Genomic DNA, 22,016 nt, shown 5'->3' with positions numbered 1-22,016 from the left:
CGGGGCTTTTTTTTGGAGGTTACATGATGTACCGCCTCGCCAGATCGGCAATTTTTCAGTTAGACCCAGAGCATGCTCATGAGCTGGCAATCAAGAATTTATCTCGCTTCACTGGTACTCCTCTCGATATTTTTTATCGTCAAAACTTACCTCCTCGTCCCGTTCAGGTCATGGGATTGCATTTCAAAAACCCAGTTGGGCTCGCAGCAGGTTTAGATAAGAACGGCGAATGTATTGATGCATTTGGTGCAATGGGATTCGGCTCTATTGAAGTAGGGACGGTAACGCCTAAAGCACAAGATGGTAATGATAAACCACGTCTTTTCCGCGTCATTCCTGCCGAAGGCATTATCAACCGTATGGGTTTCAATAATCACGGTGTCGATGCGCTGGTTGAAAATGTTAAAAAAGCCAAATACGACGGTATCATTGGTATTAACATTGGCAAGAATAAAGACACGCCATTAGAAAACGGCAAGGACGATTATCTGATCTGTATGGATAAGGTCTATGACCATGCAGGTTATATCGCAGTAAACATTTCTTCACCAAATACACCTGGGCTTCGTTCTCTGCAATATGGAGATGCGCTTGATGATCTTCTTGCTGCATTGAAAGTGCGCCAAGGGGAGTTAGCGAATAGTCGTGGCAAGTATGTCCCCGTTGCATTGAAGATCGCACCAGATATGAGCGAAGACGAATTGGTACAAGTTGCTGATGCGTTAGTACGTCACAATATTGATGGTGTAATCGCTACCAACACTACGTTAGATCGCACCATGGTTGAGGGGATGCCTCACGCTCATGAAGCGGGTGGGTTGAGTGGTCGTCCTGTTCAAAATAAGAGTACGGAAGTGATCCGTCGTCTACATCAAGAATTGAATGGCAAGTTGCCAATCATTGGTGTAGGTGGTGTTGACTCAGTGATGGCTGCAAAAGAAAAAATGATGGCAGGCGCGGAGCTTGTTCAAGTTTATTCTGGATTTATCTACCACGGTCCACGTTTGGTTAAAGATATCGTTAGAAATATTTAATCAAAATAAATAAGAATCCAACAAAAAGGGGGAGTTTACTTCCCCTTTTTTTTTATCTCAACCCGATTACACTTCTTCCAAAGCACCTTTTATTCAGTGGTCACGGACCGATTCTCTGCAAACGCAGGAGCGAACACGATGTTGAAACCAAATAACGCATGGAAGTGGTACTTCGATAATGAAGCACAAGCATTGATGCTAGATTTGGGCGAAGACATGGTTTTCCAAGTCGCCATTGAATGCAAACAGCTCATCCCCGATGCGTTTGCTGAAACCCCATTTTCAGTTGATGACGCATCACTTTTTCAAGCGTATTTTGATGCAGTAGATGCGCTTTCTCTATCAGGCCCTCGCAAGGCCGAACTCGTTTTGAACGCAGTGGCAGCAAATCGCTTCCATAAACCGCTCCTACCAAAAAGCTGGTTTTTTAAGGAACAAGAAGGGTACTCAGCCGCAGAAGCTGGCTCGCTTGTGACATTGAAAACTGAGCACGGCAGTGAATCCTTTTTGGTGATTGAAAATGCAGGTATCGCTTCATTGTGTATACATGCAGGCGAGTCACCATTGGCACTGACTGACACAAAACAAATGCGGTTCTGTGAAGCTATTAAAGTAATGAATGATCGGCTATCAATATACCAACAGCAATACGATAGCGGCAGTGGTCATTATGCGTTGGTAGGCTGATAGAGATTTCTCTATCAGCCTCTTTTCTTTCCTTCCCAATCCAATCTGCTCCTCGTTACCGATTTCTTGTACCGACATACGGTTGTAACAGACACTCCCTACATACATACCTGGACCATCCATTAGTTAATGCAAGTTGCGCTATCTTGTGTCGTATACGCGAAACGATGGCGCTGTTATAAGTTATTTAGATGTGGTTATGGTGCGCATATGGGGGATGAGTACCGAGCAATATTGTTGCTAAAATAAGCGAGCAGATACGCCTTGCATTGAAACAGAGGCGAGTGCTTGTATCATTATTTCCCTTAATCTATCCGCATAATCTCAATCTCATCACCTGTGCCCATGCGATTTCGTTGTCTCACTTATATGCAAATATGAGAATTCCCACCGCAGATGGTCGCTTTGCATGCAAATAATTACGTGATCTTTATCACGTAATTGCTATCAGAATCGGCCTCGTTTCTAGTTTGATTGCATATGAAATCGCCATTTATTGATAATCCATAGAAACATTTCTAGTGAAATTTCCCTATTTATCACGTTTAAACTGAGGTTGCCGTGTCTCTGGTATATACCAGATTTTCGGGTGTAAATTGATTTCCATTTAGGAAAGATGGCCACTTTACTCTTACATCTATAATCTTATAAACAACGCTTCTGTGAATAAGTGTGTGCTCACTTCATATACAGATTGAAGATGTCAGCATTCACGATTTACTTATGTTTGTGATTGGGACTAGGAAGGTTAGTGAAGGAAGAGGATAGTTTCCTTATGGAAACAGTGTTTTGGTTTTTACATCACTGTGGATAACAGGATGTATGGCATGGGAGTTGGTTAAATGGGAGTAAAACCGAACGAAGGCTTTTATGCTTGTTACGGTGGCAAATCACCGAAAAAAGAAATGCCTGCGGGATAGAGCGCTACGTCACGAAATCAGGTATAATCCCGCGCAAAATCCCTCAGAATACATTTCCATGAATCAATATTTAGCTATCACCTCTCGCGGACTCGAAAACCTGCTTGCAGAAGAACTCGAACAATTTGGCGCAAGCAGCGTTAAAGCGGTTAATGCGGGCGTACGCTTTAAAGCAGATGAGAAAACCCTCTACAAGTGCTGTCTATGGAGCCGCACTGCATCACGCTTCATTCTCGTACTAAGCGAGTTCACCGTGCGTGATGACATGGACCTGTATCTGGGTGCTACTGCCATTAACTGGCCAGAATATTTTAGCGAGAAGAAGCGCATTGCTGTCGACTTCAACGGTACAAACCGTGAAATCCGTAACAGTCAATACGGCGCGTTGAAAGTGAAAGACGCGATTGTCGATCGCTTCATCAAAGCTGACCGCGAGCGCCCAAGTATCGACCGTGAGCAACCCGATCTGCGCATTCACATGCGCTTGTCTCGTGAAGACGGCCTTCTTGGCATCGACATGGTTGGTAGCGGCTTGCATCAGCGCGGTTACCGCACTGAAGCCGGTGCAGCACCACTGCGTGAAACCAATGCAGCAGCGCTGGTGATGAAAAGTGGCTGGACGCCAGAGAAACCTCTTCTAGACCCAATGTGTGGTTCAGGGACTCTGCTTATTGAAGCCGCTATGATTGCTGCTCAAGTTGCTCCAGGTCTAAAGCGCAAGCGTTGGGGCTTTGAGTCACTGAAATCATTCAATCGTGAAGAGTGGATGGAAGTCCACGCAGAAGTGACCTTCCTATCGAAGAAAGGCCCAGCGAAATGCGAAACGCGTTTCTTTGGCTTTGATAACGATCGTCGCGTACTTGAAACCGCAAAAGCGAATGCAAACCGCGCGGGTGTTGGTAGTCTTATCCAATTTGAAGAAGCAGATGCAAGTACTTTGCAAAACCCTGAAGGGTTTGGTGAAGGGCATATCATCTGTAATCCGCCTTATGGTGAGCGTCTGGGTACAACCCCAGGGCTGATTGCACTGTATACACAATTAGGTGTTCAGCTTAAAACGCAATTTAAAGGTTCTGTGGCATCCATCTATTCAGGTTCTAACGAATTACTGAGTTGTATTCGTATGCGCGCTGAAAGCACCTACAAGTTGCGTAACGGCGCACTTGATTGTGAGATGAAAACTTATCAGATCACTGCACGTGGCGAGGTGACAGTGTCACCAGAAGGTGTGGTTAGTCAACCAGACGTTGCACCTGAGTTTTCAAACCGTCTTCGCAAGAACCTTAAAAAATTGGAAAAATGGGCGAAACAGCAGGGTGTTCAATGCTACCGCTTATATGATTCCGATTTGCCTGACTATAACGTTGCAATTGATCGCTACAACGACAGCATCGTGATTCAGGAATATGCGCCACCTAAAACCATTCCAGAAGAAACAGCTCGCCGCCGATTGATGGACACAGTTCGCGCTACGATCGCTATTACTGGTGTGAATGCGAATAACGTGATTTTGAAAACACGTGAAAAGCAAAAAGGCACGAATCAGTATCAGAAACTGGGTGAAGCTAAGCGCTTCATCGAGGTGACTGAATACAACGTCACGTTGGAAGTAAACCTTCAAGACTACCTTGACACTGGTTTGTTCCTTGATCACCGCTATACGCGCAAGATGCTTGGTGAGAAAGCACAAGGTAAGGATTTCCTTAACTTGTTCGCTTACACCGGTACCGCGACTGTTCACGCAGCAGTAGGCGGGGCTAAATCAACCACGACGGTTGATATGTCTAAGACTTACCTTGCTTGGGCTGAACGTAACATGAAGTTGAATGGCAAAGTTGGCCGTCAACATCAATACATTCATGCTGATTGCCTGAAATGGCTCGAGAGCGAGCAAAACCAGTATGATCTTATCTTCATCGACCCGCCGACGTTCTCGAACTCTAAGCGAATGGAAGATAACTTCGATGTACAGCGCGACCACATCAAACTGATGTCAGACCTTAAGCGTCTTTTGCGTCAAGGCGGCGAGATCGTGTTCTCGAACAATAAACGTAACTTTAAGATGGACCTTGAAGCACTCAGCGAGCTCGGTCTATCTGCTCAGAATATTACACATCGTTCAATTCCATTGGATTTTGAACGTAACAAGCAGATCCATAACTGCTGGATTATTACCCACAAGGAAGGTTAATGGCCTTAGTCCTCTACAGCACGGAAGGGTGTCACCTTTGTGAAGAGGCAATGGCTTTGTATCAAGCAGCGGGTAAAACCGCTGCTTTGAACGTTATAGACATTGCGTTTGATGACACGCTGTTTTCTCGTTACGGCGTCACTATTCCTGTTATCTCATTTCAAACCCAAGACGGCTCAGTGATTGAAGAACTGAACTGGCCTTTTGATTCTTTCGCTTTAACAACATGGTTAGTTAAACATGGCATTGATTAACATCACCAACGCTCAACTCGCTTATGGCGACAACCCTTTACTCGATCACGCAGAATTTGTATTGCAGCCTAATGAGCGTGTGTGTCTCGTCGGTCGAAATGGCGCCGGTAAATCGACTTTAATGAAAGTCATTCACGGAACGGTGCAACTGGATGACGGCAGTATTAATCGTCAACAAGATTTGAAAGTCTCTCGTTTAGAGCAAGATCCACCGCGTGATGCGGAAGGGACGGTAGTCGACTACGTGTCTGAAGGTTTGGCAGAAGCTGGTGCGCTACTTAAGCAGTACCACGAATTGCTCGGGCTGATGGAAACGGACCCTAGTGAGAAGAACATTAATCGACTTGCTAGAGTGCAGGATCAACTCGATCATAGCGGCGCTTGGCATTTCGAAAACCAACTAACCATGGTGCTTGATGCGCTAAAGCTGGATGGTTCGAAGAGGCTGTCCGAATTATCAGGTGGTTGGCAACGTAAAGCTGCACTCGCACGCGCTCTTGTGTGTGAACCTGATGTCCTTCTGCTGGATGAGCCGACTAACCACCTAGACGTTGCGACGATCTTGTGGCTAGAGAACTTCCTCAAAGACTTCAAAGGCGCGATTATCTTTATCTCGCATGACCGTGCATTTATCCGTTCTATGGCAACGCGTATCGTTGATTTGGACCGTGGTCAGTTGTCTTCATGGCCGGGCGACTACGAGAAGTATCTCGAAGGTAAAGAAGAGGCGCTTCGCGTTGAAGCTGATCAGAACGCCGAGTTTGATAAGAAACTAGCTCAAGAAGAGACCTGGATTCGCCAAGGTATCAAAGCCCGTCGTACCCGTAACGAAGGCCGTGTGCGTGCTCTTAAACAGCTTCGCCGTGAACGTTCAGAGCGTGTTGAAGTGTTAGGTAATGCTAACATCATGGTTGATGAAGCGGTTAAGTCGGGCAAAATTGTATTTGAAGCGAAAGACATCAGCTTTAAGTTTGATGGTAAGAACTTAATTGAAGACTTTAGCTTTAATGTGATGCGTGGTGACCGTATTGCGCTGATTGGGCCTAATGGTTGTGGTAAAAGTACCTTACTGAAGCTGATGCTGGGTAATCTGACGTCAGAAACAGGTAAATTTCATGTCGGTACAAAGCTCGAAGTGGCTTACTTTGACCAATATCGTGAAAAGCTCGACCCTGAGAAAACCGTGGTCGATAACTTAGCAGAAGGCAAGATGGAAGTTGAGGTGGGTGGACGTAAACGCCACGTACTTGGTTATCTACAAGACTTCCTGTTCCATCCACGCCGCGCGCGAACGCCTGTGAAAGCTCTTTCTGGAGGCGAGAAAAACCGTCTATTGCTTGCGCGAATTTTCCTTAAACCATGTAACTTATTGGTTCTTGATGAACCAACCAACGATTTGGATATCGAAACGTTGGAACTTTTGGAAGAATTACTTGCCAACTATCAGGGTACATTGTTGTTGGTGAGTCACGATCGTCAGTTTGTTGATAACACCGTGACACATAGTTGGGTGTTCGAAGGGGACGGTGTTATTCATAAGTTTGTGGGTGGTTATCATGACGCAATGCAGCAACGTGAAAACTATCGTCAGACAATTGGAGCCGATAAACCTAAAGCAAAGAAAGACGCACCAAAAGAGGATGCGCCTAAAAAACAAACTGAAAGTGTGAAAGTTGGCAAAAAACTGTCTTACAAGTTGCAAAGAGAGTTAGAAGCACTTCCACAACTTCTTGAAAACTTGGAAAATGAAATATCGCAGTTACAGGAATCGGTGAACGATCCTGCGTTCTTCCAGAAAAGCACTGAGGAGACTCAGCCAATCTTACAGCGTTTGAGTGAGGTTGAAGCTGAATTAGATGCAGCGTTTGAACGATGGGAAGAACTCGAAGAGATGCAGAAGGAATAGTAATGCAGTTCAACAAATTCAAACTTTCAGCTGTCGCACTTGCGATAGCTGGTTTTCCCCTAGTAGCCAATGCAGCTTTGTATTCTGTCGCTCGTGTCGATAATGCTTCGGCTAGCCAATCAGCCGCAGCGACTGCCATTTCTCCTGATGGTAGTGAGGTTGCGGTAGAAGTGTTAAGTGGCCCTGTTGGTCTTAACTATTCTCAGGAATTGCCTTACATGGTTGATGTAGAGCATTTCATAAATAGCCAAGATGATCTCTATCGCTACTGTCGAGACTACCTTGGTTATAACACCTGTGATACTTGGGCTGACGAAAGATGGTATGGAATCCAAGCGTCTGGGACCGTCTGTAAAAGTGACGATGCTGAGCAATCTTGCCTTGGTGGCTTGAAAAAAGAAATTGACGCCTGGTCGCAGGGTTTCGCAAGTAATAGCGAGGCAATCCTTGGTAGCGCGGTGAACCCATTTGGCGCTGGCGTTGCTTCACCTCCTGCGGGAACGGTTAACGCTGACTCCACAAATGTCGTGATTAACTCGATTACTGCGAATGGTTCTCCGGTTGGCGCGTCTAGCAGCCCATACTACGATGCAGGATCTTACAATGCTCGTGCATTTGCGCGCCGTGGCTTTATTAACGACGTAGAATTGCTGCCTCCGGCTTCAGCTACGGGTGTTATCCCAAAGATTGGCCAAACTAATGCGCATGGCGTGATTGAAGCAGCAGGCGTCACCATTACGTATGGTTCAGCGTCCGTTGCCAATATGGCAGATGTCGGTGAAGAAGCTAAAGCGCCTGAAGATTCTGGCCTGCCTAACCTAGCCAGTTGCCAGAGCAGCGTTGATTACTCAAACCGTGCTTGCCAGTACTTCCAGTTTGCTAACCAAGCGTCGGTTTGGCTGACTACGGATGAACCCTTCGTTGACGTCAACGCGACGACAGTCGTTAGTAGTTTTCCTAGTGGGAATACGGGTCATGACGACGACACCGCCCAAGCCAGTGTTCTTGGTGCTGCGCTGTTAGGGGGCGACACCAATAAACCTTATTTGGTGGGTTACTCAACCTATGACGACAATCGCTTTTATGCGAGAGCCGTGAAGTTCACGCCAGTGGCTGATTTTGCAACCTGTATTAGTGCATTACAGAGTGATGCCACAGAAGCTAAGTGCTGGACCTTACAGCCAATTGAAGGTTTCGAGGACCAACGCGAGCGTTTTAGCTATAGCATGGCTACCGATACTAATAGCACCGGTGCGATTGTTGGTATCGCAAAATATAGAAATTCAAACAGTGGCTCATTTTCAGAAACTATCTTCGTGAACGAAGGCTCTTCTACGACGCTCCTTGGTACTGGACAGAGTGAATTGTTCTTTAGTGGTTATAACGCGACAGCCGCGGCGCTAAACACCAGCAGTGAGCTGGTGGGTAAAGTCGATATCGAGAGTTCACGAGACAGAGAACGTCGCCAGCGTGGTTATATTTACGCCCACGGCACAGCAAATGCAGATTTTGATGGAAAGCGTGGTTGGCTACTTGATGATCTGACCAATGGATCTGGTGGTGCAAACCAGTTCCGTATCGCCGAAGCGTTTGATATTGCGGACAATGGCGATATCGCAGCGTCGGCTTTCTTTTGTGACGGTGGCTATAGCTCAACAGCGCAAAATGCACGTTGTGACGTTGAAGAAGAGCTGGTGGCTGTGAAACTGACACGTTTACCTGGTGGTGAGATTACACCTCGTCCAGTTGAAGAAAACGTTATCACACGAAGTGGTGGTGGTATCGGTATGCTAGGCCTTATTCTTATTGGGTTAGGCGGATTTTTCAGAAAAAGAAAGTAATGTTTGTTTTTGGCTCATCCTCACAAATTTCTGTTGGATGGGCCAGTTCATACTTGATTATTTATTGACCATGCCTGACTCTTAAATGGTGCGATTCACAAATGAGCAACCTTAGTGAAGCCGTACTGTAAAGAATCGTTTATCGAAGGATAAGAGGGCGGAAATATGAAAAGACAGAAGCGAGATCGTTTAGAGCGAGCACAAGCTAAAGGCTATCAAGCCGGTGTAAGCGGTCGATCCTCTGAGACATGTCCTTATCAAGCCATGGACGCGCGCAGCCAATGGCTAGGAGGTTGGCGAGATGGCAGAGATACTAAAGCGTCGTCGATGAAATAATACTTTTCTTTTTTGCACATTTGACAGCCCCGCTATCGGGGCTTTTATTTAACATATTAACGCACTATAACTTTAAGTATTTGAACAAAGTTAACTAAGAGTACTCATTGAATGAATCAAGTTTAAAGACAATGTGAGGTTCTGGTTGTCTAACAGGCTCGCAGTCTCGCTGAACAAGGTTAAATGGCTTGGTTTATTGAACACATAAAAAAACCGCCACAAGGGCGGTTTAAGAGCTTTCTGGCAATATCATTAGAAAGAAGAAGTGTCTTGGAACAATCCTACTTTCAAGTCTTTCGCTACATAGATTTCTTTGCCATCTACCAGTACGCGGCCATCAGCAACGCCCATCACCAATTTACGGTTGATCACGCGTTTCATTTGAATTTCGTAAGTGACTTTCTTAGCTGTAGGTAGAATTTGACCCGTGAACTTCACTTCGCCAACACCCAGAGCACGTCCTTTACCTTCGCCGCCCATCCAGCCAAGGAAGAAGCCGACGAGCTGCCACATAGCATCAAGACCTAAACAACCTGGCATAACTGGGTCGCCAGGGAAGTGGCAATCGAAGAACCAAAGGTCTGGTGTAATGTCCAATTCTGCAACGATAAAGCCTTTACCAAAATCACCACCTTCGTCAGTGATGTTTGAGATGCGATCCATCATCAGCATATTTGGTGCTGGAAGTTGAGGACGTCCAGGGCCAAAAAGTTCGCCTTGGCTAGAGGCAATCAGATCATTGCGGTCATAAGAATTCGGTTTCATCGGCGTTACACAGCTCCTAAATAAGTTAAATGCACTTTAGCGTACACGTGTACGCTAGACAACTCTGATCAGTGTTTGTTGAACCAGTTTTTTAACCTATTTATTAGGGATATGTGACGATGCTCACCATGATGGAACATATCGATTCTTAACGCGATTTTGTCTAGCAGAGTTTCAGTTTCTTCATCATCTTCTTCGCCACTGAATGGCATGCCAGTGATCAGAGGAAAAGCTTCTTCGACATTCTCGACCGCCCAAATATGGAACTTACCCTCACGGATTGCTTCGGTCACGTCTTTGCTTAGGCATAAGGCATTGAGATTGGTCATTGGAAGAATGACACCTTGCTCACCGGATAGACCTCTATGCTCACAAATGTGGTAGAAGCCCTCAATTTTCTCGTTGATGCCGCCAACAGCTTGAACGCGACCAAATTGGTCAACAGCGCCTGTGATCGCAATACTTTGGTTAATCGGTTGCTGAGAAAGGGCACTGACAAACGCGCATAACTCCGCGAGTGATGCGCTGTCGCCGTCAACCTCGCAGTAGGATTGTTCAAACACGATCGATGCTGAGTAAGGCAGCGGTTCGTCCAAGTCTAAAGCAGCACTAACAAAGGCTTGCATGATCATCATGCCTTTCGCATGAATATTTCCGCCAAGTTCCGCTTTTCGCTCAACATCGGCAATGTCGCCATCACCAAAGTGCACAACACATGAGATACGGGCGGGTTCGCCATATGCCATTGGGTGGCCTGGCATCTCAATCACGGTTAAACCGTTCACCTGACCAATGTGTTCGCCTTCTGTATCAATAAACACCTGACCCTTATGGATGTCATCGACAGCGCGAAGGGGGAGATAAGATTCACGGAAATATTTTGCAGAGATGGCTGCATCGAGATCCGATTCAGAAATCACGTCATCGTTCGATTGGTAATCAGCTTCACGCAAAATGGTTTGAATCCACGATGGGCAAAGAGGCAAACGTTCCTGATCTTCTGCAAAACGGGCACCAGCTTGCATGAAGCGCTTCACTGCACCATTTGTTAAAGGCTTTACATTGAATTGCTGTTGAAAGCCTTTGATGACGGACAGGTAATCATCAATGTTGTCAGCATTAACGTGGAAATCCTGCTCGTATTCGCAATAGCTGCTGATTCCATGTAATTCAGGTTCCCCAGATTCAAAGTCAGCCATTAGGCTGCGATCACCAATAACGATCACGCTCACTGATACGTCTTCGGGGGCAGGCAGATCGCAGTACGTGTCAGCTTTCGCACAGTGCCAATGAAGCGTATTCGTCGAGATAACGCTCTTAAGGCGATTCCATATGTTAGGTTGGCTGATGATGCCTGTTAGAGAGATAACCAGTACACCGCCGTTGGCTTGATGAAGAAGCCCTCTTACAGAGTGTGACGTTGTCACATCCTGTTGGTTAGGATAAACTGCGCCAAACAGTTGAGTTTCATTAAAATTCTCTGCCAAAACAACAGGCATATCTGGGCGAGGTAGGTGGTCAGTCACCATTTTCTCTATCAAGGTAAAATAGTCGTGAACATCAGGCGCAGTAACGAGCAAAAGGCGAGGGAAACGCGACTCGTGAACAGTTCGTTGGATGCTGTCTTTCAGCCGAGGTTGTAGGGCGCTTGGCGCAATGGCGTCTAGCGAAGCATAGTTTTCTATGTGCTGCTCTACGTGAGAGAACTGAGGAACAACGGACTGCCAGGTAACTTCTTGCATACGTCTGGGTTTCTACCTTTGGGGGTTTGCGATGGAGGCATTATAGATGAATAACACTCGGCAAAGTAGCGAAGATAAGCGCTTGTCATGATTCGAGAAACCAAATTGACATTTAGTGCTGCCCATCGCTGACTTTGTGAGCTAGTCAACGAAAATATCAATAAGATAACGGCCTTAATATTTGATTAAAAAGTAATCTGCTGTTACGCTGTCACTGTATTTCACATAATTTTCGCTCTCAACAATAAATAATTAAAAATATGAAATATCAACAACTTGAAAACCTAGAAGCTGGATGGAAATGGAGCTATCTAGTCAAGAAGCATAAAGAAGGCTTCAACGTGTCCCGTTATGTGGATTCCAGCGAAGTTGACGCATCGGTTAAATCGCTTCTTGCGCTAGAGCACGAGCCTACCAAAGTGATTGAATGGATTGCCGAGCACATGTCTTCAGAGCTTGATATCAAGCTTAAACAGGCTATTCGTGCTAAACGAAAGCGTCATTTCAATGCAGAACAAGAACATACGCGTAAAAAATCTATCGATTTAGACTTTCGCGTGTGGGAAAAACTGTCTATTAAAGCGCAAGAGCTTGATGCCACATTATCAGATACGATTGAGTATTTGATTGGTGAAGCAAACCGATCACAAAACGCAAACAAGAAAGTGGATGCGTTGAAAAAAGATTTAAGCAGTTTGTTAGATATGTAAGGTGACATTCATGGAGTACTTTCTGGCGGGTAGTTTTATCGCGTTGTTTGTGTTTATCGCCATTGACCGCCCAATCATTCTCATTTCGTTCAAAAACGGCTCGTTAGTCAAAACCAAGGGCAAAATCCCTCAGGGCTTTTTGCATGATTGTACAGAAATCAACAAGCGAAACCCCATCAATGGTACGGTGAAGGTTTACCGCAACCGCTTTAAGCCCGCCAAGTTGGTTTTCTCAAAGGGCATTGATACTAAAGTGCAGCAGCGCATTCGTAACATCTTTCCGCACAAGTCATTCAAGTGATCCCATCATCCGTTCAGCCCATTGCATTTCGATTAACGCGAGGGGCTGACTTAAAGCAATCAATCTTCGACGCTGTCAAAGGCAATGACATCCAAGCGGGATGCGTTGTTTCCGTGGTTGGTTGTCTATCGTCTATCAATATGCGTTTAGCAGACAGTGTTTCAGTCTTCCAAAAGGATGCTTGCTTCGAAATACTGTCATTGTCCGGCACATTAACACCCGAGCATATTCACCTTCATATTTCTGTGGCAGATGAAGAAGGGGGTGCATGGGGGGGACATTTGCTTGATGGCACCATCGTTAGTCACACCGCCGAAATTTGCTTATTGGCTTTCTCAAATTACCAATTTAATCGGGAGTTTGACGCGGACACGGGCTACTCCGAACTGGTTGTTAAGCCTGGCGTAAATTCCTCTTGTTTTTCAACCAAGTGACTAATCAAGCGCCTGGGTGAGAAAATCCTCGGGGAAACACCTTGGGATTTGAATAGAACTGATAAAAACATGAATAGAGACAATGAGTTTTCAGCAACAATTTCGTTAGATTCCTAGCATCTATATTTTATCGAATTTGGATTAATTCAAACCTATAATGCACTATAACTTATTAGTTTGCATTGCCATATTTTGGCCACATTTGGTCTTTATTTGCCTGAATATCACCCTGGAAGTGACAGATTGATTTGATGTAATTGTGTCCATCAACAAGAGTGAGGGCACAGCAATGCTATCCGTAAAACTATCAAAAATAACTTTTAGAGCGCCACTTTCTGACTGGCTTTTGACAGCGCTGTTTATATTGCTTCTTCCTAGCGTAGTGCTTGCCAATGAAGATGAGGGGGGATTGTATGTTCAAATAGAAGGCTCAGAAGACGCTATGTGGACACAAGCTCCACAATTCGCAACCAATGTAAGTATGGTCATCAATGGTTTGGTTAATCGCGTCAAAGTCGAGCAGCACTTCACTAACCCGACTGATGATTGGGTTCACGCTCGGTACCTATTTCCTTTGCCGCAAAACGCCGCTGTGGACCACCTTATCATTCGAGTAGGCGAACGCATTATTGAAGGTGAAATCCAAAAGAAACAAGACGCAAGAAAAGCATTTAATCAAGCGGCTAGCGAGGGCAAGAAAGCATCATTGATTGAGCAGCATCGTACCAACTTGTTCTCTACACAAGTGGCCAATATTGCTCCGAATGAAACTATTGTGGTGGAAATTGAATATCAAGAGACAGTGCATTACGAAGATGGCGAGTTCAGCCTACGTTTTCCTACCACATTCACTCAACGCTACATTCCGGGTCTACCTGAAAACGTCACTCAACTCGAAGCGACAACAGACGAGCGCAGCAACAATCCTGAACCGTTAGCTGAGCTTCAAAATGGATGGGCGGTAGCGACCAAACAAGTGCCGGATGCTAGTGAGATCACGACAGAGTATCGTGACCCCATGCTGGAAGATGCCATTGTTTTCACATTGGATGCTGACATCAACATGGGGCTGCCAATAGAGGGCGTATCGAGTCCTAATGCTTCGCTAAACATTGATAAACAATCTGAAAGCCGCTATTTGGTGTCGTTAAGCGATATGCAGATCGCCAATCAAGATTTTGTTCTCACTTGGAGACCCATTGCTACAGCAATGCCAGTGGCTGCAATGTTTGTACAAGAGATCGAAGGAGAGCGCTACGGACTATTGATGGCCATGCCACCCCAATCCAATCAAGTGAGTACGCTTCCTCAAAATATCACCTTGATATTAGACGTGTCGGGCTCCATGTATGGCGACTCCATTGATCAAGCCAAACAAGCGGTTATTTATGCGTTAAATACCTTGGATGCATCTGATCACTTTAACCTGATTGTCTTCAATGAAAACGCAGAGATTCTTTCACCGACCCCGCTACAAGCAACCCGTGAAAATATTGCAAAGGTGTCGAGAATTGTACGCGGGATAGTGGCTGATGGCGGGACGGAAATGCTAGGGGCGCTTGAACTGGCGTTTGCATCTGAATCGATGCAGCAACATCTCAACCAGCTTGTGTTTATTACAGACGGCGCCATTGGCAATGAAGATGAACTCTACGATTTCATTCAACAAGAGCTCGGAAGTCGTCGTTTGTTTACGGTGGGCATTGGGTCTGCGCCGAATAGCGCATTTATGCAGCGAGCAGCAATCAGTGGAAAGGGGACATACACATTTATTAGTAACATTACTGAGGTTAAAAGCTCATTAAAACCACTGTTTGAGAAACTGTCGGCACCCATCATGCAAGATATCGTCATGAAATGGCAGGATGAAAGTCCTATAGATGCTTGGCCGAATCCTATTCCTGACTTGTACCACACCCAGCCACTTGTTCAATCATTCAAAATACCAGAGGGAGCAGAAACACTGAACCTGGAAGGTGTACTTAACCAAGACTCTTGGGAATACCAAATCGATCTCCCTGTAAATCGAGACACTAAAACCTCAGGACTTAACGTTTTATGGGCCAGAAAACAAATTGAAAGTCTTTCATTAAACCCATCATTGAGCGCAGCACAGAAAGAAAATCAAATCACGGAACTTGGATTAGCTCACCATATTGTCACCAAGCACACGTCTCTTGTTGCTATTGATAAAACACCTAGCAGGCCATTGGATCAAGATGCTAAAGCTCATCAAATTAGGCCTCATGCACCCAAAAACGGTGCTGTTATGCTGCAAAGTGGGCTGGGTAGTGATGCGTTTTTATTGGGTGGTTTATTGATGATGTTAGTGAGTTTTACTGTCTTGCACTTTTCTCCGGTACGCAGCCACTCGAGAAGACAGGGTGTATGAGAATGAGAAAGCTAATTTCACGGTTTTGGCCGATAAGAGCGTGGCAATGGATGATGGTTGGTCTGTTTCTTGGTGGCAGCGTTCTCATGGTCAATGGCATTTACATCAAGGCTAAAGCGCAATTGGCGCAGTTTCTCATTGTGTATGCATGGGACAAACAACAAGAGACAGGGAAGATACAACCGCCTTGGCCTTGGGCTGATACATTTCCAACCGCTACCTTGTTAATGGATGGGCACAAACCTTTGTGGGTGCTAGCCGGTGCCAATGCGCGAAACCTAGCGTTCGGGCCAACGTTGCAAATGAATACGGCTCGTCCTGATGAAAAGGGCAACATAGTCATTTTTGGACACAATGACACGCACTTTTCATTGTTGGCTAAAGCGAAAATCGGGGATGAATTACAACTAGAAGCCTCTAACGGGATGCTGAGGAGATTTCGGGTTTCTAATGTCGCCGTTGCTCATGAATCTGAAGTTCAATGGATTGATAATACAACAGACGATCGATTAACCTTGGTGACATGCTATCCGTTTGATTCTATGACACTCAATGGTCCATTAAGGTATATTGTCACGGCAAAGCCAATCGCTGAGATAGAATCACATAACCAACGAAACCTACCTGTATTGTTTACACACTATGGACAAGAGAGGACCTATTGGCTGTAGATATATATAATATAACTGTAACGCACTATAACTTAAAAGTGATGCGTTAATATTACCTGCTTACTCTGTTTTATTTAGTATTCATTTCGCCGTTATTGTCGAGGTGGAAAAACACAAAAGTCCAACAGCAAGTAAATATTTTCGTGAGTAAAGTCACGCTTCCTGTGGCTCACATGTGAAACAGTGTGGATATGAGTCGCAGTTTTTAGGGCGTTCACGCGTAATTTCTTTCAAATAGACGGTTAGGGGCAAATCATGTACTCAACGAAAAACATAATAAAGAGTCTATTCTATGCGCCCAAATCTTATCGTACTTGATGGTCCATCTGGGGCGGGGAAAACAACGCTCTCTAAAGCTTTGCAGGAAACATTGCTTCCAGAAAATTGGTTATATCTTTCAATCGACACACTGGTCTATACATTACCTTCGTCTATATTGGAGCGGTGTAATCAGGAAAATGATTGGCAATCAGTGGATGCTGATACCTTGTTCAAAGGTGCGTTCGCCTGCGTCGATGCCCTGGTTAATGCAGGTAACAAGGTGATTTTTGATACTGTGATTTCTACGCCAACACGTGCACTTCAAATGGATCTGGCTTTTGAGCAGCATCAACGATTCTATGTTGGCGTAAACTGCGAACTGTCAGAGCTTGAACGTCGCACTCGTTTACGTGGAGATCGCACGTTAGAAGAAGTCAGACACGGATTCGCCACATCACCATTACACCTTCAGTATGACTTAGAGATCGATAGCACTTCGATGTCTGTGAGCGACCTCGCAACCATTGTTGCAGCTACTGTTCACGAGGAACAGCACGAGGCATAACGATGGGATGTGTTTTCAATCTGCAGAACCGTCATAATGACTAATCATAAAGATAGGGAAAAGCTCAAAAGAAAAATCACAATGGGGCTCCCAAAACATGTTTTCGTTTTCGGTTTATTGCTTTGGGGGCTGCCGACTGCTTTCATCTATGCGTTGATTAACTCTTTACTCACAGAACAAAGCTTCCTAGCCGCGCTATCAACTTCCATCGTCATATGGCCGCTTGGTGGTATTTTCTACGGACTGTATTCTTGGATCAAAACCAAGCGCCAATTCGCTGAACTGGAAGATACTAAATGACCAAGCATATAGAATTCGCTTTCCTCGCAGACAAACCCGAACTCATTCCTACAGTCGCAAATTGGTACTTCAACGAATGGGGCGCACTTGCCAATGCCTCGCTTGAAGCCTTCACACAAAAACTCGATGACTACTTAAACACCGACAAAATCCCGCTGTTGGTGATTGCTATGGATGGAACAACAGCGATTGGTGCCGCTCATTTGCGATTTCATGAAATGAGTATCTACCCAGACAAAGAACATTGGATAGGGGGCGTATATGTTGATGCCCCATATCGCGGAAAACATATTGCCAGTGCATTGGTTCAAAACATAGAAAACATCGCCATTCGTCTTGGCGTTTCACAACTCCATCTTCAAACCGAACAGCTCAATGGCGGATTATATGCAAAACTAGGTTGGCAGGAGATCGAACAAGTTGAAAGTCGGGGAGTGGATGTGTCAGTTAGGGTTAAGTCTCTAAGTTGATGGGATAAATTAAAGTGTTACCACGTCACTTTGTTTACTGAAGATTGAAAGCAGCAGTGCATTTCTCTGAGCATGCGGTCTTGCAGCGTTTGATTCGCGCGCTCCACACGGCCTTTGGCCTGAGAGCTGTTTGCACAGATCAATTCAATCCCTAACTCGTTGAGAACCCGTCCATACTGTGTCTTACCAACTTGTTTATTACGCTCTTGATTCACACGGAAGATAGAATGCTTATCGCTGTAAAGTGCGACAGGTTTGCCATGCACATCTAGGTATTCACGAGTCGCCATCATGTAGTCAAAAGCTGACTCAGTTTCGCTGAAACGCAGGTTCATCAAGCGGCCAGTGGCATCATCCATAAACACCAGCAGGCAGCACTTGGGGCTACGACCTTCAAACCAGTCATGGTGGGAGCCGTCAATCTGGATAAGTTCGCCAAGACAATCTCGGCGGTAGCGTGGTTGATAGATGCGAGGTTTTCGCTGAGCATGTGGTACCCAGAGACCATCGGCGGTCATCCATTTTCGCAATGTTTCAACTGACACCGATAATTGGTGCAGTTCGGTGAGCTTTTCTTGCGCCAACGTTGGTGAGAAATCTGGATAACGCTCTCTAATTAAGGACAAAACAGATTTACGAAGTTCGCCAGGCAATCGGTGGTTACTTGGTTTTCCACGAGCACGATGTACTAAACCTGACGCACCAAATTTTCGAAACCGGTTCATCAGTCGTTGAACCTGACGCTCACTGAGTCCCAAAATATCTGCCGCATCGCAACGACGAATGTGATGATCGCAAACATCCTGAATTACTTTAAAACGTGTCAACTCTTGGTCACTCATAACTACCAGCATCTCATCGTTCCTTAAACGTCAGATCAAAACAGAAACCTAGTTGAGACGTGCGATTAAGGAGACATTTTAACTTTGCTAAAAAGTGACATTACTACTTTGCCCTTACATCACCAGTGCGCATTATGTATATTATGTTAAATAAGATGTGCGGTAGATTGAAATGTACGTCACTCAGCTCTCTAACTACCCTTATTCTTCATTAATATCAGTCTATTGAACGTAATTGGCTATTTACCATAAAGTAGATAATTACCACTTCTCTAAGACGCTCATGTTGGATCATTCTGTTCCAACAGAGTTCTTCTAGCTTTGGTGAATTATCAATAAAACAAATCTGGCTTGATTGCTGATGGCGCTAACCAGATTTCTTCTTGGTCATTTTTACTAGCTCCTTCATTGCAGCTTCTAAGTCACCATCCCAATTCATTGTCTCTCTTATCGAGACCTCTCTGGCTTCTTGAACCAAGTCTCTACAAATTTTGGCTGTCTTTTCGATATCATCATTTGTTGCCTGGGCGCCGCTCAACTTACTTTTGAATTCATCCCAGTCGATTTTAGCTAAGGCTATTAGCAACATAATTTCCAAATTAGCCTTCGTGAGTCTTCTCCAGTTCTTGGTTACAACAAAAAGCTGATCGGTGGCTGCTAGTACACCCGCTGCGGCTATCCATGTCAGACTGTCCGCCTGCATTTGTTTTTCGCTTTCAAGTGCTAACATGGCAGCATTAAAAAGCGCAATGACGACTGCTGCGCGTATTACGAAAGATATAAGTCTGAATACTTTCTGATATCTATCATAATATCGAGCTTGTTTCTCTGCATCTAACACCGCTTTATCAAACATTTTGCTCAATTCTTCGAATGTCACGACAAGATCTCCAACTATCAATAATATAGATGGGAAAAGCGTAGTTCGTCTTGCCAGGTTCATTGCCTACAATGTTGGAATCTCTGCCGAAAAGTGAGTGTCCAAACTGGAAAGCTTTCTTCCACTCCCATTAGATTTAATCATTGGCGTGATCATCTGGATTTATCAATTTCGCTCGTATAATCAATACCTTAACAAGACTGGCAAGCATTGTGCTTTAACTACTTACGTTTGAAGTTCGTGAGGCTTAAATATGCACATCACTTTTCGTCAGATCCATATTTTCCAATCGGTCGCGAGTCATCTTAGCTATACCAAAGCCGCTGAAGTGATGTTTCTGACTCAACCTGCTGTCTCAATGCAAATTCGCCAATTGGAAGAAAATGTTGGCTTAGCATTGTTCGAGGTCATGGGGAAATCTCTATATTTAACCAGTGCTGGCGAAGAGTTTATGCTTCATTGTAATCGCATTATGCAAGATTTTTCGGACGCGAAACGAGCCATTGAAAGCTTAAAATCTTTTAAAAGTGGCAAGCTAAAAATCACTGTAGCCAGCACCGCAAACTACTTCTCTGCCCGCTTGTTGGCATCCTTTCTACATATCCATCCGGATATTCAAGTTTCACTGAATGTCACAAATAGAGAGTTTTTGATCAATGAACTCAAAAATAACGACTGTGATCTTCTTATCATGGGTAAGCCTCCTGCCGACATTGAAGTCAACGCGACGCCGTTCATTGAAAACCCCTTGGTGGTAATTGCGCCACCAAATCATCCACTTGGGAAGGAAGCGTGTATCTCCGTTCAGCGTATAGCGAGTGAATCCATGGTTGTTAGAGAGTTAGGCTCAGGCACACGATTTGCGATTGAGCGTTTTTTTCGAAGCAAAGATCTCACCTTAAACGTGGGAGCCGAAATGAGTGCAACTGAAGCCATCAAGCAGGCGGTTTCTGCAGGCTTATACCTTGGTATCGTTTCTCGGCATTCTATTGAGCAAGAACTAGAGACAGGAAGGTTAATTGAATTGGATGTTGCTGACATGCCCATCATACGCCACTGGTACTTGGTTCATCGAAAAGGAAAAAAGCTCACGCCAATTGCCCATGCGTTTTGTGACTTCTTACTCGATGAAGCCAATATTCGAGAGGCTATACATAGTTAACAAGATTCTTGGGTTAGTGATGTATAGGAGACTAATGGTACATAGAAGTTAGTGAGATAAAGGAAGTGATACGCAAAAGCTAGCACCACCATCAGGATGATTGAAGGCGGTGAGCGTTCCGTGTTGTTCCGCGATTAATCGATATGAGATCGCCAAACCTAGACCGCTGCCCTCACCCACTTTTTTGGTCGTAAAGAAAGGATCAAAAATTTGGTTGAGATGGCCTTCATCAATGCCTGTGCCATTGTCGGTGACAGAAATCCATCCAGTATTGTTGTTAGCTCCGCATTGAATAATCACTTTTGGTTTTGTGCGGCATTTAGACGCATCAAGCGCATTGTTTAGTACATTAACAATCACTTGTACTAGTTGCCCTTTGTGGCCCAATGCAGTCGCATTTTCATCTATTTCAAGCGTAATGATGTTCATGCACTGACGGCTGGCACTCACCCATTTAACGGCCAATGACACCACGCTGCTGAGGTTAACCAGAGTGGTTTCTGTTTGTTGTTGCGCGGAAAACAAACTCAAATCTTCGACAATAGCACTCACTCGACCCGCTGCTTCAAGGATGTCGTTTATTGCGGGTTTAAGGTCACTGCTCGCCGTATCGACCTTAAGAGATTGACGTTGTTCAATTATTTCTTCATTGAGCGGTTGTTCATGAACACAGTCCAGATATTGATTGATGCGGTCAATGTTTCGTTGCAGCACATGTCCATTACCAACAATAAAACTAATCGGGTTATTAATTTCATGCGCCACGCCCGCGACAATTTGCCCTAGTGAGGCGAGTTTTTCAGATTGAACGAGCTGCTTCTGGGCATCTTTTAATTGCTTTAACGTTGATGCGAGTATGTCGTTTTGGGCTTGTAACTCCTGTTGATAATAGCGCAGTGATAGGTGTGTTTTTATTCTGGCAGTGACTTCGGCAAGGTGAATCGGTTTAGTGACGTAATCCATCGCTCCGCAACTAAAGGCTTTGAGTTTCTCATCAAGTTCACTGTAACTGCTGATAAAAAGCACGGGAATAGCTTGTGAGGCCGGCGAAGCTTTGAGCTTTTCGCACACTTCAAAGCCGTCCATGTTGGGCATATCTATGTCCAATAACACCAGATCGGGCAGGCTTTCGGCTATTCCTACTAATGCGTCTGCCCCCGAAGTATACGCTTGGGTGTCATACCCTTCATCGGCGAGTAAGTCGCAAAGCATTTCACACAAGGGGGCGGAGTCGTCAACAATGGCAATGGTGGCTGCCTTAGATTTTGGCTCAGTCATTAAACGTCCTTGGTATTGCGCATTATTTCAGTGTAATAGCGTGGAGCATCAACATCTAATATCGCGTGTTTTTA

At 44.9% G+C, this 22,016-nt stretch carries 20 protein-coding genes and 1 pseudogene; 16 read left to right on the top strand and 5 right to left on the bottom strand.

Annotated features, from left to right (window positions below):
- Positions 1-23 precede the first annotated feature (23 nt).
- From pyrD to rmf, 7 genes are all read left to right on the top strand, one after another.
- Positions 24-1,034 carry a quinone-dependent dihydroorotate dehydrogenase gene (gene pyrD, locus LRP50_RS00755; protein ID WP_274162609.1) on the top strand — a complete coding sequence of 337 codons (1,011 nt, stop codon included), beginning with the start codon at positions 24-26 and terminating at the stop codon, positions 1,032-1,034.
- 138 nt (positions 1,035-1,172) lie between these two features.
- Positions 1,173-1,721, top strand: a complete 549-nt coding sequence (locus tag LRP50_RS00750) for a cell division protein ZapC (RefSeq protein WP_274162608.1) — start codon at positions 1,173-1,175, stop codon at positions 1,719-1,721.
- A 978-nt stretch (positions 1,722-2,699) separates the two neighbouring features.
- Positions 2,700-4,832 (top strand): bifunctional 23S rRNA (guanine(2069)-N(7))-methyltransferase RlmK/23S rRNA (guanine(2445)-N(2))-methyltransferase RlmL, encoded by a 2,133-nt coding sequence (gene rlmKL / locus LRP50_RS00745; protein WP_274162607.1) that lies wholly within the window; start codon positions 2,700-2,702, stop codon positions 4,830-4,832.
- Complete coding sequence (locus LRP50_RS00740; RefSeq protein WP_274162606.1) at positions 4,832-5,086, top strand: glutaredoxin family protein; 255 nt, start codon at positions 4,832-4,834, stop codon at positions 5,084-5,086. The genes rlmKL and LRP50_RS00740 overlap by 1 nt, the downstream gene beginning before the upstream one ends.
- Positions 5,073-6,992 carry an ATP-binding cassette ATPase Uup gene (gene uup / locus LRP50_RS00735; RefSeq protein WP_274162605.1) on the top strand — a complete coding sequence of 640 codons (1,920 nt, stop codon included), beginning with the start codon at positions 5,073-5,075 and terminating at the stop codon, positions 6,990-6,992. The genes LRP50_RS00740 and uup overlap by 14 nt, the downstream gene beginning before the upstream one ends.
- Before the next feature lie 2 nt (positions 6,993-6,994).
- A complete protein-coding gene (locus tag LRP50_RS00730) occupies positions 6,995-8,833 on the top strand; it encodes a DUF3466 family protein (RefSeq protein ID WP_274162604.1) in 1,839 nt (612 codons plus the stop codon).
- Positions 8,834-8,998: 165 nt separating this feature from the next.
- Entirely contained in the window at positions 8,999-9,169 is a 171-nt protein-coding gene (rmf, locus tag LRP50_RS00725) for a ribosome modulation factor (protein WP_274162603.1), read from the top strand.
- 252 nt (positions 9,170-9,421) lie between these two features.
- On the opposite strand, the gene fabA is transcribed toward rmf, so the two are convergent.
- Positions 9,422-9,934: a bifunctional 3-hydroxydecanoyl-ACP dehydratase/trans-2-decenoyl-ACP isomerase gene (fabA, locus tag LRP50_RS00720; protein WP_274162602.1), complete on the bottom strand. Its 513-nt coding sequence runs from the start codon at positions 9,932-9,934 to the stop codon at positions 9,422-9,424.
- Between the two features lie 68 nt (positions 9,935-10,002).
- Complete coding sequence (locus LRP50_RS00715) at positions 10,003-11,676, bottom strand: Lon protease family protein (protein ID WP_274162601.1); 1,674 nt, start codon at positions 11,674-11,676, stop codon at positions 10,003-10,005.
- A gap of 260 nt (positions 11,677-11,936) precedes the next feature.
- Here LRP50_RS00715 and matP point away from each other — a divergent pair, with 260 nt between their 5' ends.
- The 8 genes from matP (at position 11,937) to LRP50_RS00675 (ending at position 17,780) form a co-directional block, all read left to right on the top strand.
- Entirely contained in the window at positions 11,937-12,386 is a 450-nt protein-coding gene (gene matP / locus LRP50_RS00710) for a macrodomain Ter protein MatP (protein ID WP_274162600.1), read from the top strand.
- 10 nt (positions 12,387-12,396) lie between these two features.
- A complete protein-coding gene (locus LRP50_RS00705; RefSeq protein ID WP_274162599.1) occupies positions 12,397-12,687 on the top strand; it encodes a DUF3634 family protein in 291 nt (96 codons plus the stop codon).
- The gene (locus LRP50_RS00700; protein ID WP_274162742.1) at positions 12,687-13,121 is read left to right on the top strand and encodes a PPC domain-containing DNA-binding protein; all 435 of its coding nucleotides are present in this window, start codon (positions 12,687-12,689) and stop codon (positions 13,119-13,121) included. The genes LRP50_RS00705 and LRP50_RS00700 overlap by 1 nt, the downstream gene beginning before the upstream one ends.
- 289 nt (positions 13,122-13,410) lie before the next feature.
- Positions 13,411-15,513: a marine proteobacterial sortase target protein gene (locus tag LRP50_RS00695; RefSeq protein WP_274162598.1), complete on the top strand. Its 2,103-nt coding sequence runs from the start codon at positions 13,411-13,413 to the stop codon at positions 15,511-15,513.
- A gap of 2 nt (positions 15,514-15,515) precedes the next feature.
- Complete coding sequence (locus LRP50_RS00690; protein ID WP_274162597.1) at positions 15,516-16,184, top strand: class GN sortase; 669 nt, start codon at positions 15,516-15,518, stop codon at positions 16,182-16,184.
- Between the two features lie 292 nt (positions 16,185-16,476).
- Positions 16,477-17,010 carry a phosphotransferase-like protein gene (locus LRP50_RS00685; protein WP_274162596.1) on the top strand — a complete coding sequence of 178 codons (534 nt, stop codon included), beginning with the start codon at positions 16,477-16,479 and terminating at the stop codon, positions 17,008-17,010.
- A gap of 81 nt (positions 17,011-17,091) precedes the next feature.
- Positions 17,092-17,310, top strand: coding sequence for a hypothetical protein (locus tag LRP50_RS00680; RefSeq protein WP_274162595.1), 219 nt, complete (start codon positions 17,092-17,094; stop codon positions 17,308-17,310).
- Positions 17,307-17,780 carry a GNAT family N-acetyltransferase gene (locus tag LRP50_RS00675; RefSeq protein WP_274162594.1) on the top strand — a complete coding sequence of 158 codons (474 nt, stop codon included), beginning with the start codon at positions 17,307-17,309 and terminating at the stop codon, positions 17,778-17,780. The genes LRP50_RS00680 and LRP50_RS00675 overlap by 4 nt, the downstream gene beginning before the upstream one ends.
- 59 nt (positions 17,781-17,839) lie before the next feature.
- Here LRP50_RS00675 and LRP50_RS00670 read toward each other — a convergent pair.
- Positions 17,840-18,622: pseudogene (locus LRP50_RS00670) on the bottom strand (ISNCY family transposase); the annotation flags it as partial.
- Between the two features lie 367 nt (positions 18,623-18,989).
- Positions 18,990-19,502 (bottom strand): SLATT domain-containing protein, encoded by a 513-nt coding sequence (locus LRP50_RS00665; RefSeq protein ID WP_274162593.1) that lies wholly within the window; start codon positions 19,500-19,502, stop codon positions 18,990-18,992.
- Positions 19,503-19,755: 253 nt separating this feature from the next.
- Here LRP50_RS00665 and LRP50_RS00660 point away from each other — a divergent pair, with 253 nt between their 5' ends.
- Complete coding sequence (locus tag LRP50_RS00660; protein WP_274162592.1) at positions 19,756-20,664, top strand: LysR family transcriptional regulator; 909 nt, start codon at positions 19,756-19,758, stop codon at positions 20,662-20,664.
- Between the two features lie 48 nt (positions 20,665-20,712).
- Here the strand turns inward: LRP50_RS00660 and LRP50_RS00655 are convergent, their stop codons facing one another.
- Positions 20,713-21,942 (bottom strand): response regulator, encoded by a 1,230-nt coding sequence (locus tag LRP50_RS00655; protein ID WP_274162591.1) that lies wholly within the window; start codon positions 21,940-21,942, stop codon positions 20,713-20,715.
- Positions 21,943-22,016 lie beyond the last annotated feature (74 nt).

Source organism: Enterovibrio gelatinilyticus, assembly GCF_028683095.1.
GTDB lineage: Bacteria > Pseudomonadota > Gammaproteobacteria > Enterobacterales > Vibrionaceae > Enterovibrio > Enterovibrio gelatinilyticus.
The sequence above is the reverse complement of the archived record's forward strand: the minus strand, read 5'-3'. Positions and strand labels throughout refer to the sequence as shown.

Coding starts and splice junctions, on each gene's coding strand:
- fabA (WP_274162602.1), bottom strand. CDS start 9,934: ATGAAACCGAATTCTTATGACCGCAATGATCTGATTGCCTCTAGCCAA.
- LRP50_RS00740 (WP_274162606.1), top strand. CDS start 4,832: ATGGCCTTAGTCCTCTACAGCACGGAAGGGTGTCACCTTTGTGAAGAG.
- rlmKL (WP_274162607.1), top strand. CDS start 2,700: ATGAATCAATATTTAGCTATCACCTCTCGCGGACTCGAAAACCTGCTT.
- LRP50_RS00675 (WP_274162594.1), top strand. CDS start 17,307: ATGACCAAGCATATAGAATTCGCTTTCCTCGCAGACAAACCCGAACTC.
- LRP50_RS00695 (WP_274162598.1), top strand. CDS start 13,411: ATGCTATCCGTAAAACTATCAAAAATAACTTTTAGAGCGCCACTTTCT.
- LRP50_RS00680 (WP_274162595.1), top strand. CDS start 17,092: ATGGGGCTCCCAAAACATGTTTTCGTTTTCGGTTTATTGCTTTGGGGG.
- LRP50_RS00730 (WP_274162604.1), top strand. CDS start 6,995: ATGCAGTTCAACAAATTCAAACTTTCAGCTGTCGCACTTGCGATAGCT.
- rmf (WP_274162603.1), top strand. CDS start 8,999: ATGAAAAGACAGAAGCGAGATCGTTTAGAGCGAGCACAAGCTAAAGGC.
- LRP50_RS00750 (WP_274162608.1), top strand. CDS start 1,173: ATGTTGAAACCAAATAACGCATGGAAGTGGTACTTCGATAATGAAGCA.
- matP (WP_274162600.1), top strand. CDS start 11,937: ATGAAATATCAACAACTTGAAAACCTAGAAGCTGGATGGAAATGGAGC.
- pyrD (WP_274162609.1), top strand. CDS start 24: ATGATGTACCGCCTCGCCAGATCGGCAATTTTTCAGTTAGACCCAGAG.
- LRP50_RS00660 (WP_274162592.1), top strand. CDS start 19,756: ATGCACATCACTTTTCGTCAGATCCATATTTTCCAATCGGTCGCGAGT.
- LRP50_RS00690 (WP_274162597.1), top strand. CDS start 15,516: ATGAGAAAGCTAATTTCACGGTTTTGGCCGATAAGAGCGTGGCAATGG.
- uup (WP_274162605.1), top strand. CDS start 5,073: ATGGCATTGATTAACATCACCAACGCTCAACTCGCTTATGGCGACAAC.
- LRP50_RS00705 (WP_274162599.1), top strand. CDS start 12,397: ATGGAGTACTTTCTGGCGGGTAGTTTTATCGCGTTGTTTGTGTTTATC.
- LRP50_RS00655 (WP_274162591.1), bottom strand. CDS start 21,942: ATGACTGAGCCAAAATCTAAGGCAGCCACCATTGCCATTGTTGACGAC.
- LRP50_RS00715 (WP_274162601.1), bottom strand. CDS start 11,676: ATGCAAGAAGTTACCTGGCAGTCCGTTGTTCCTCAGTTCTCTCACGTA.
- LRP50_RS00685 (WP_274162596.1), top strand. CDS start 16,477: ATGCGCCCAAATCTTATCGTACTTGATGGTCCATCTGGGGCGGGGAAA.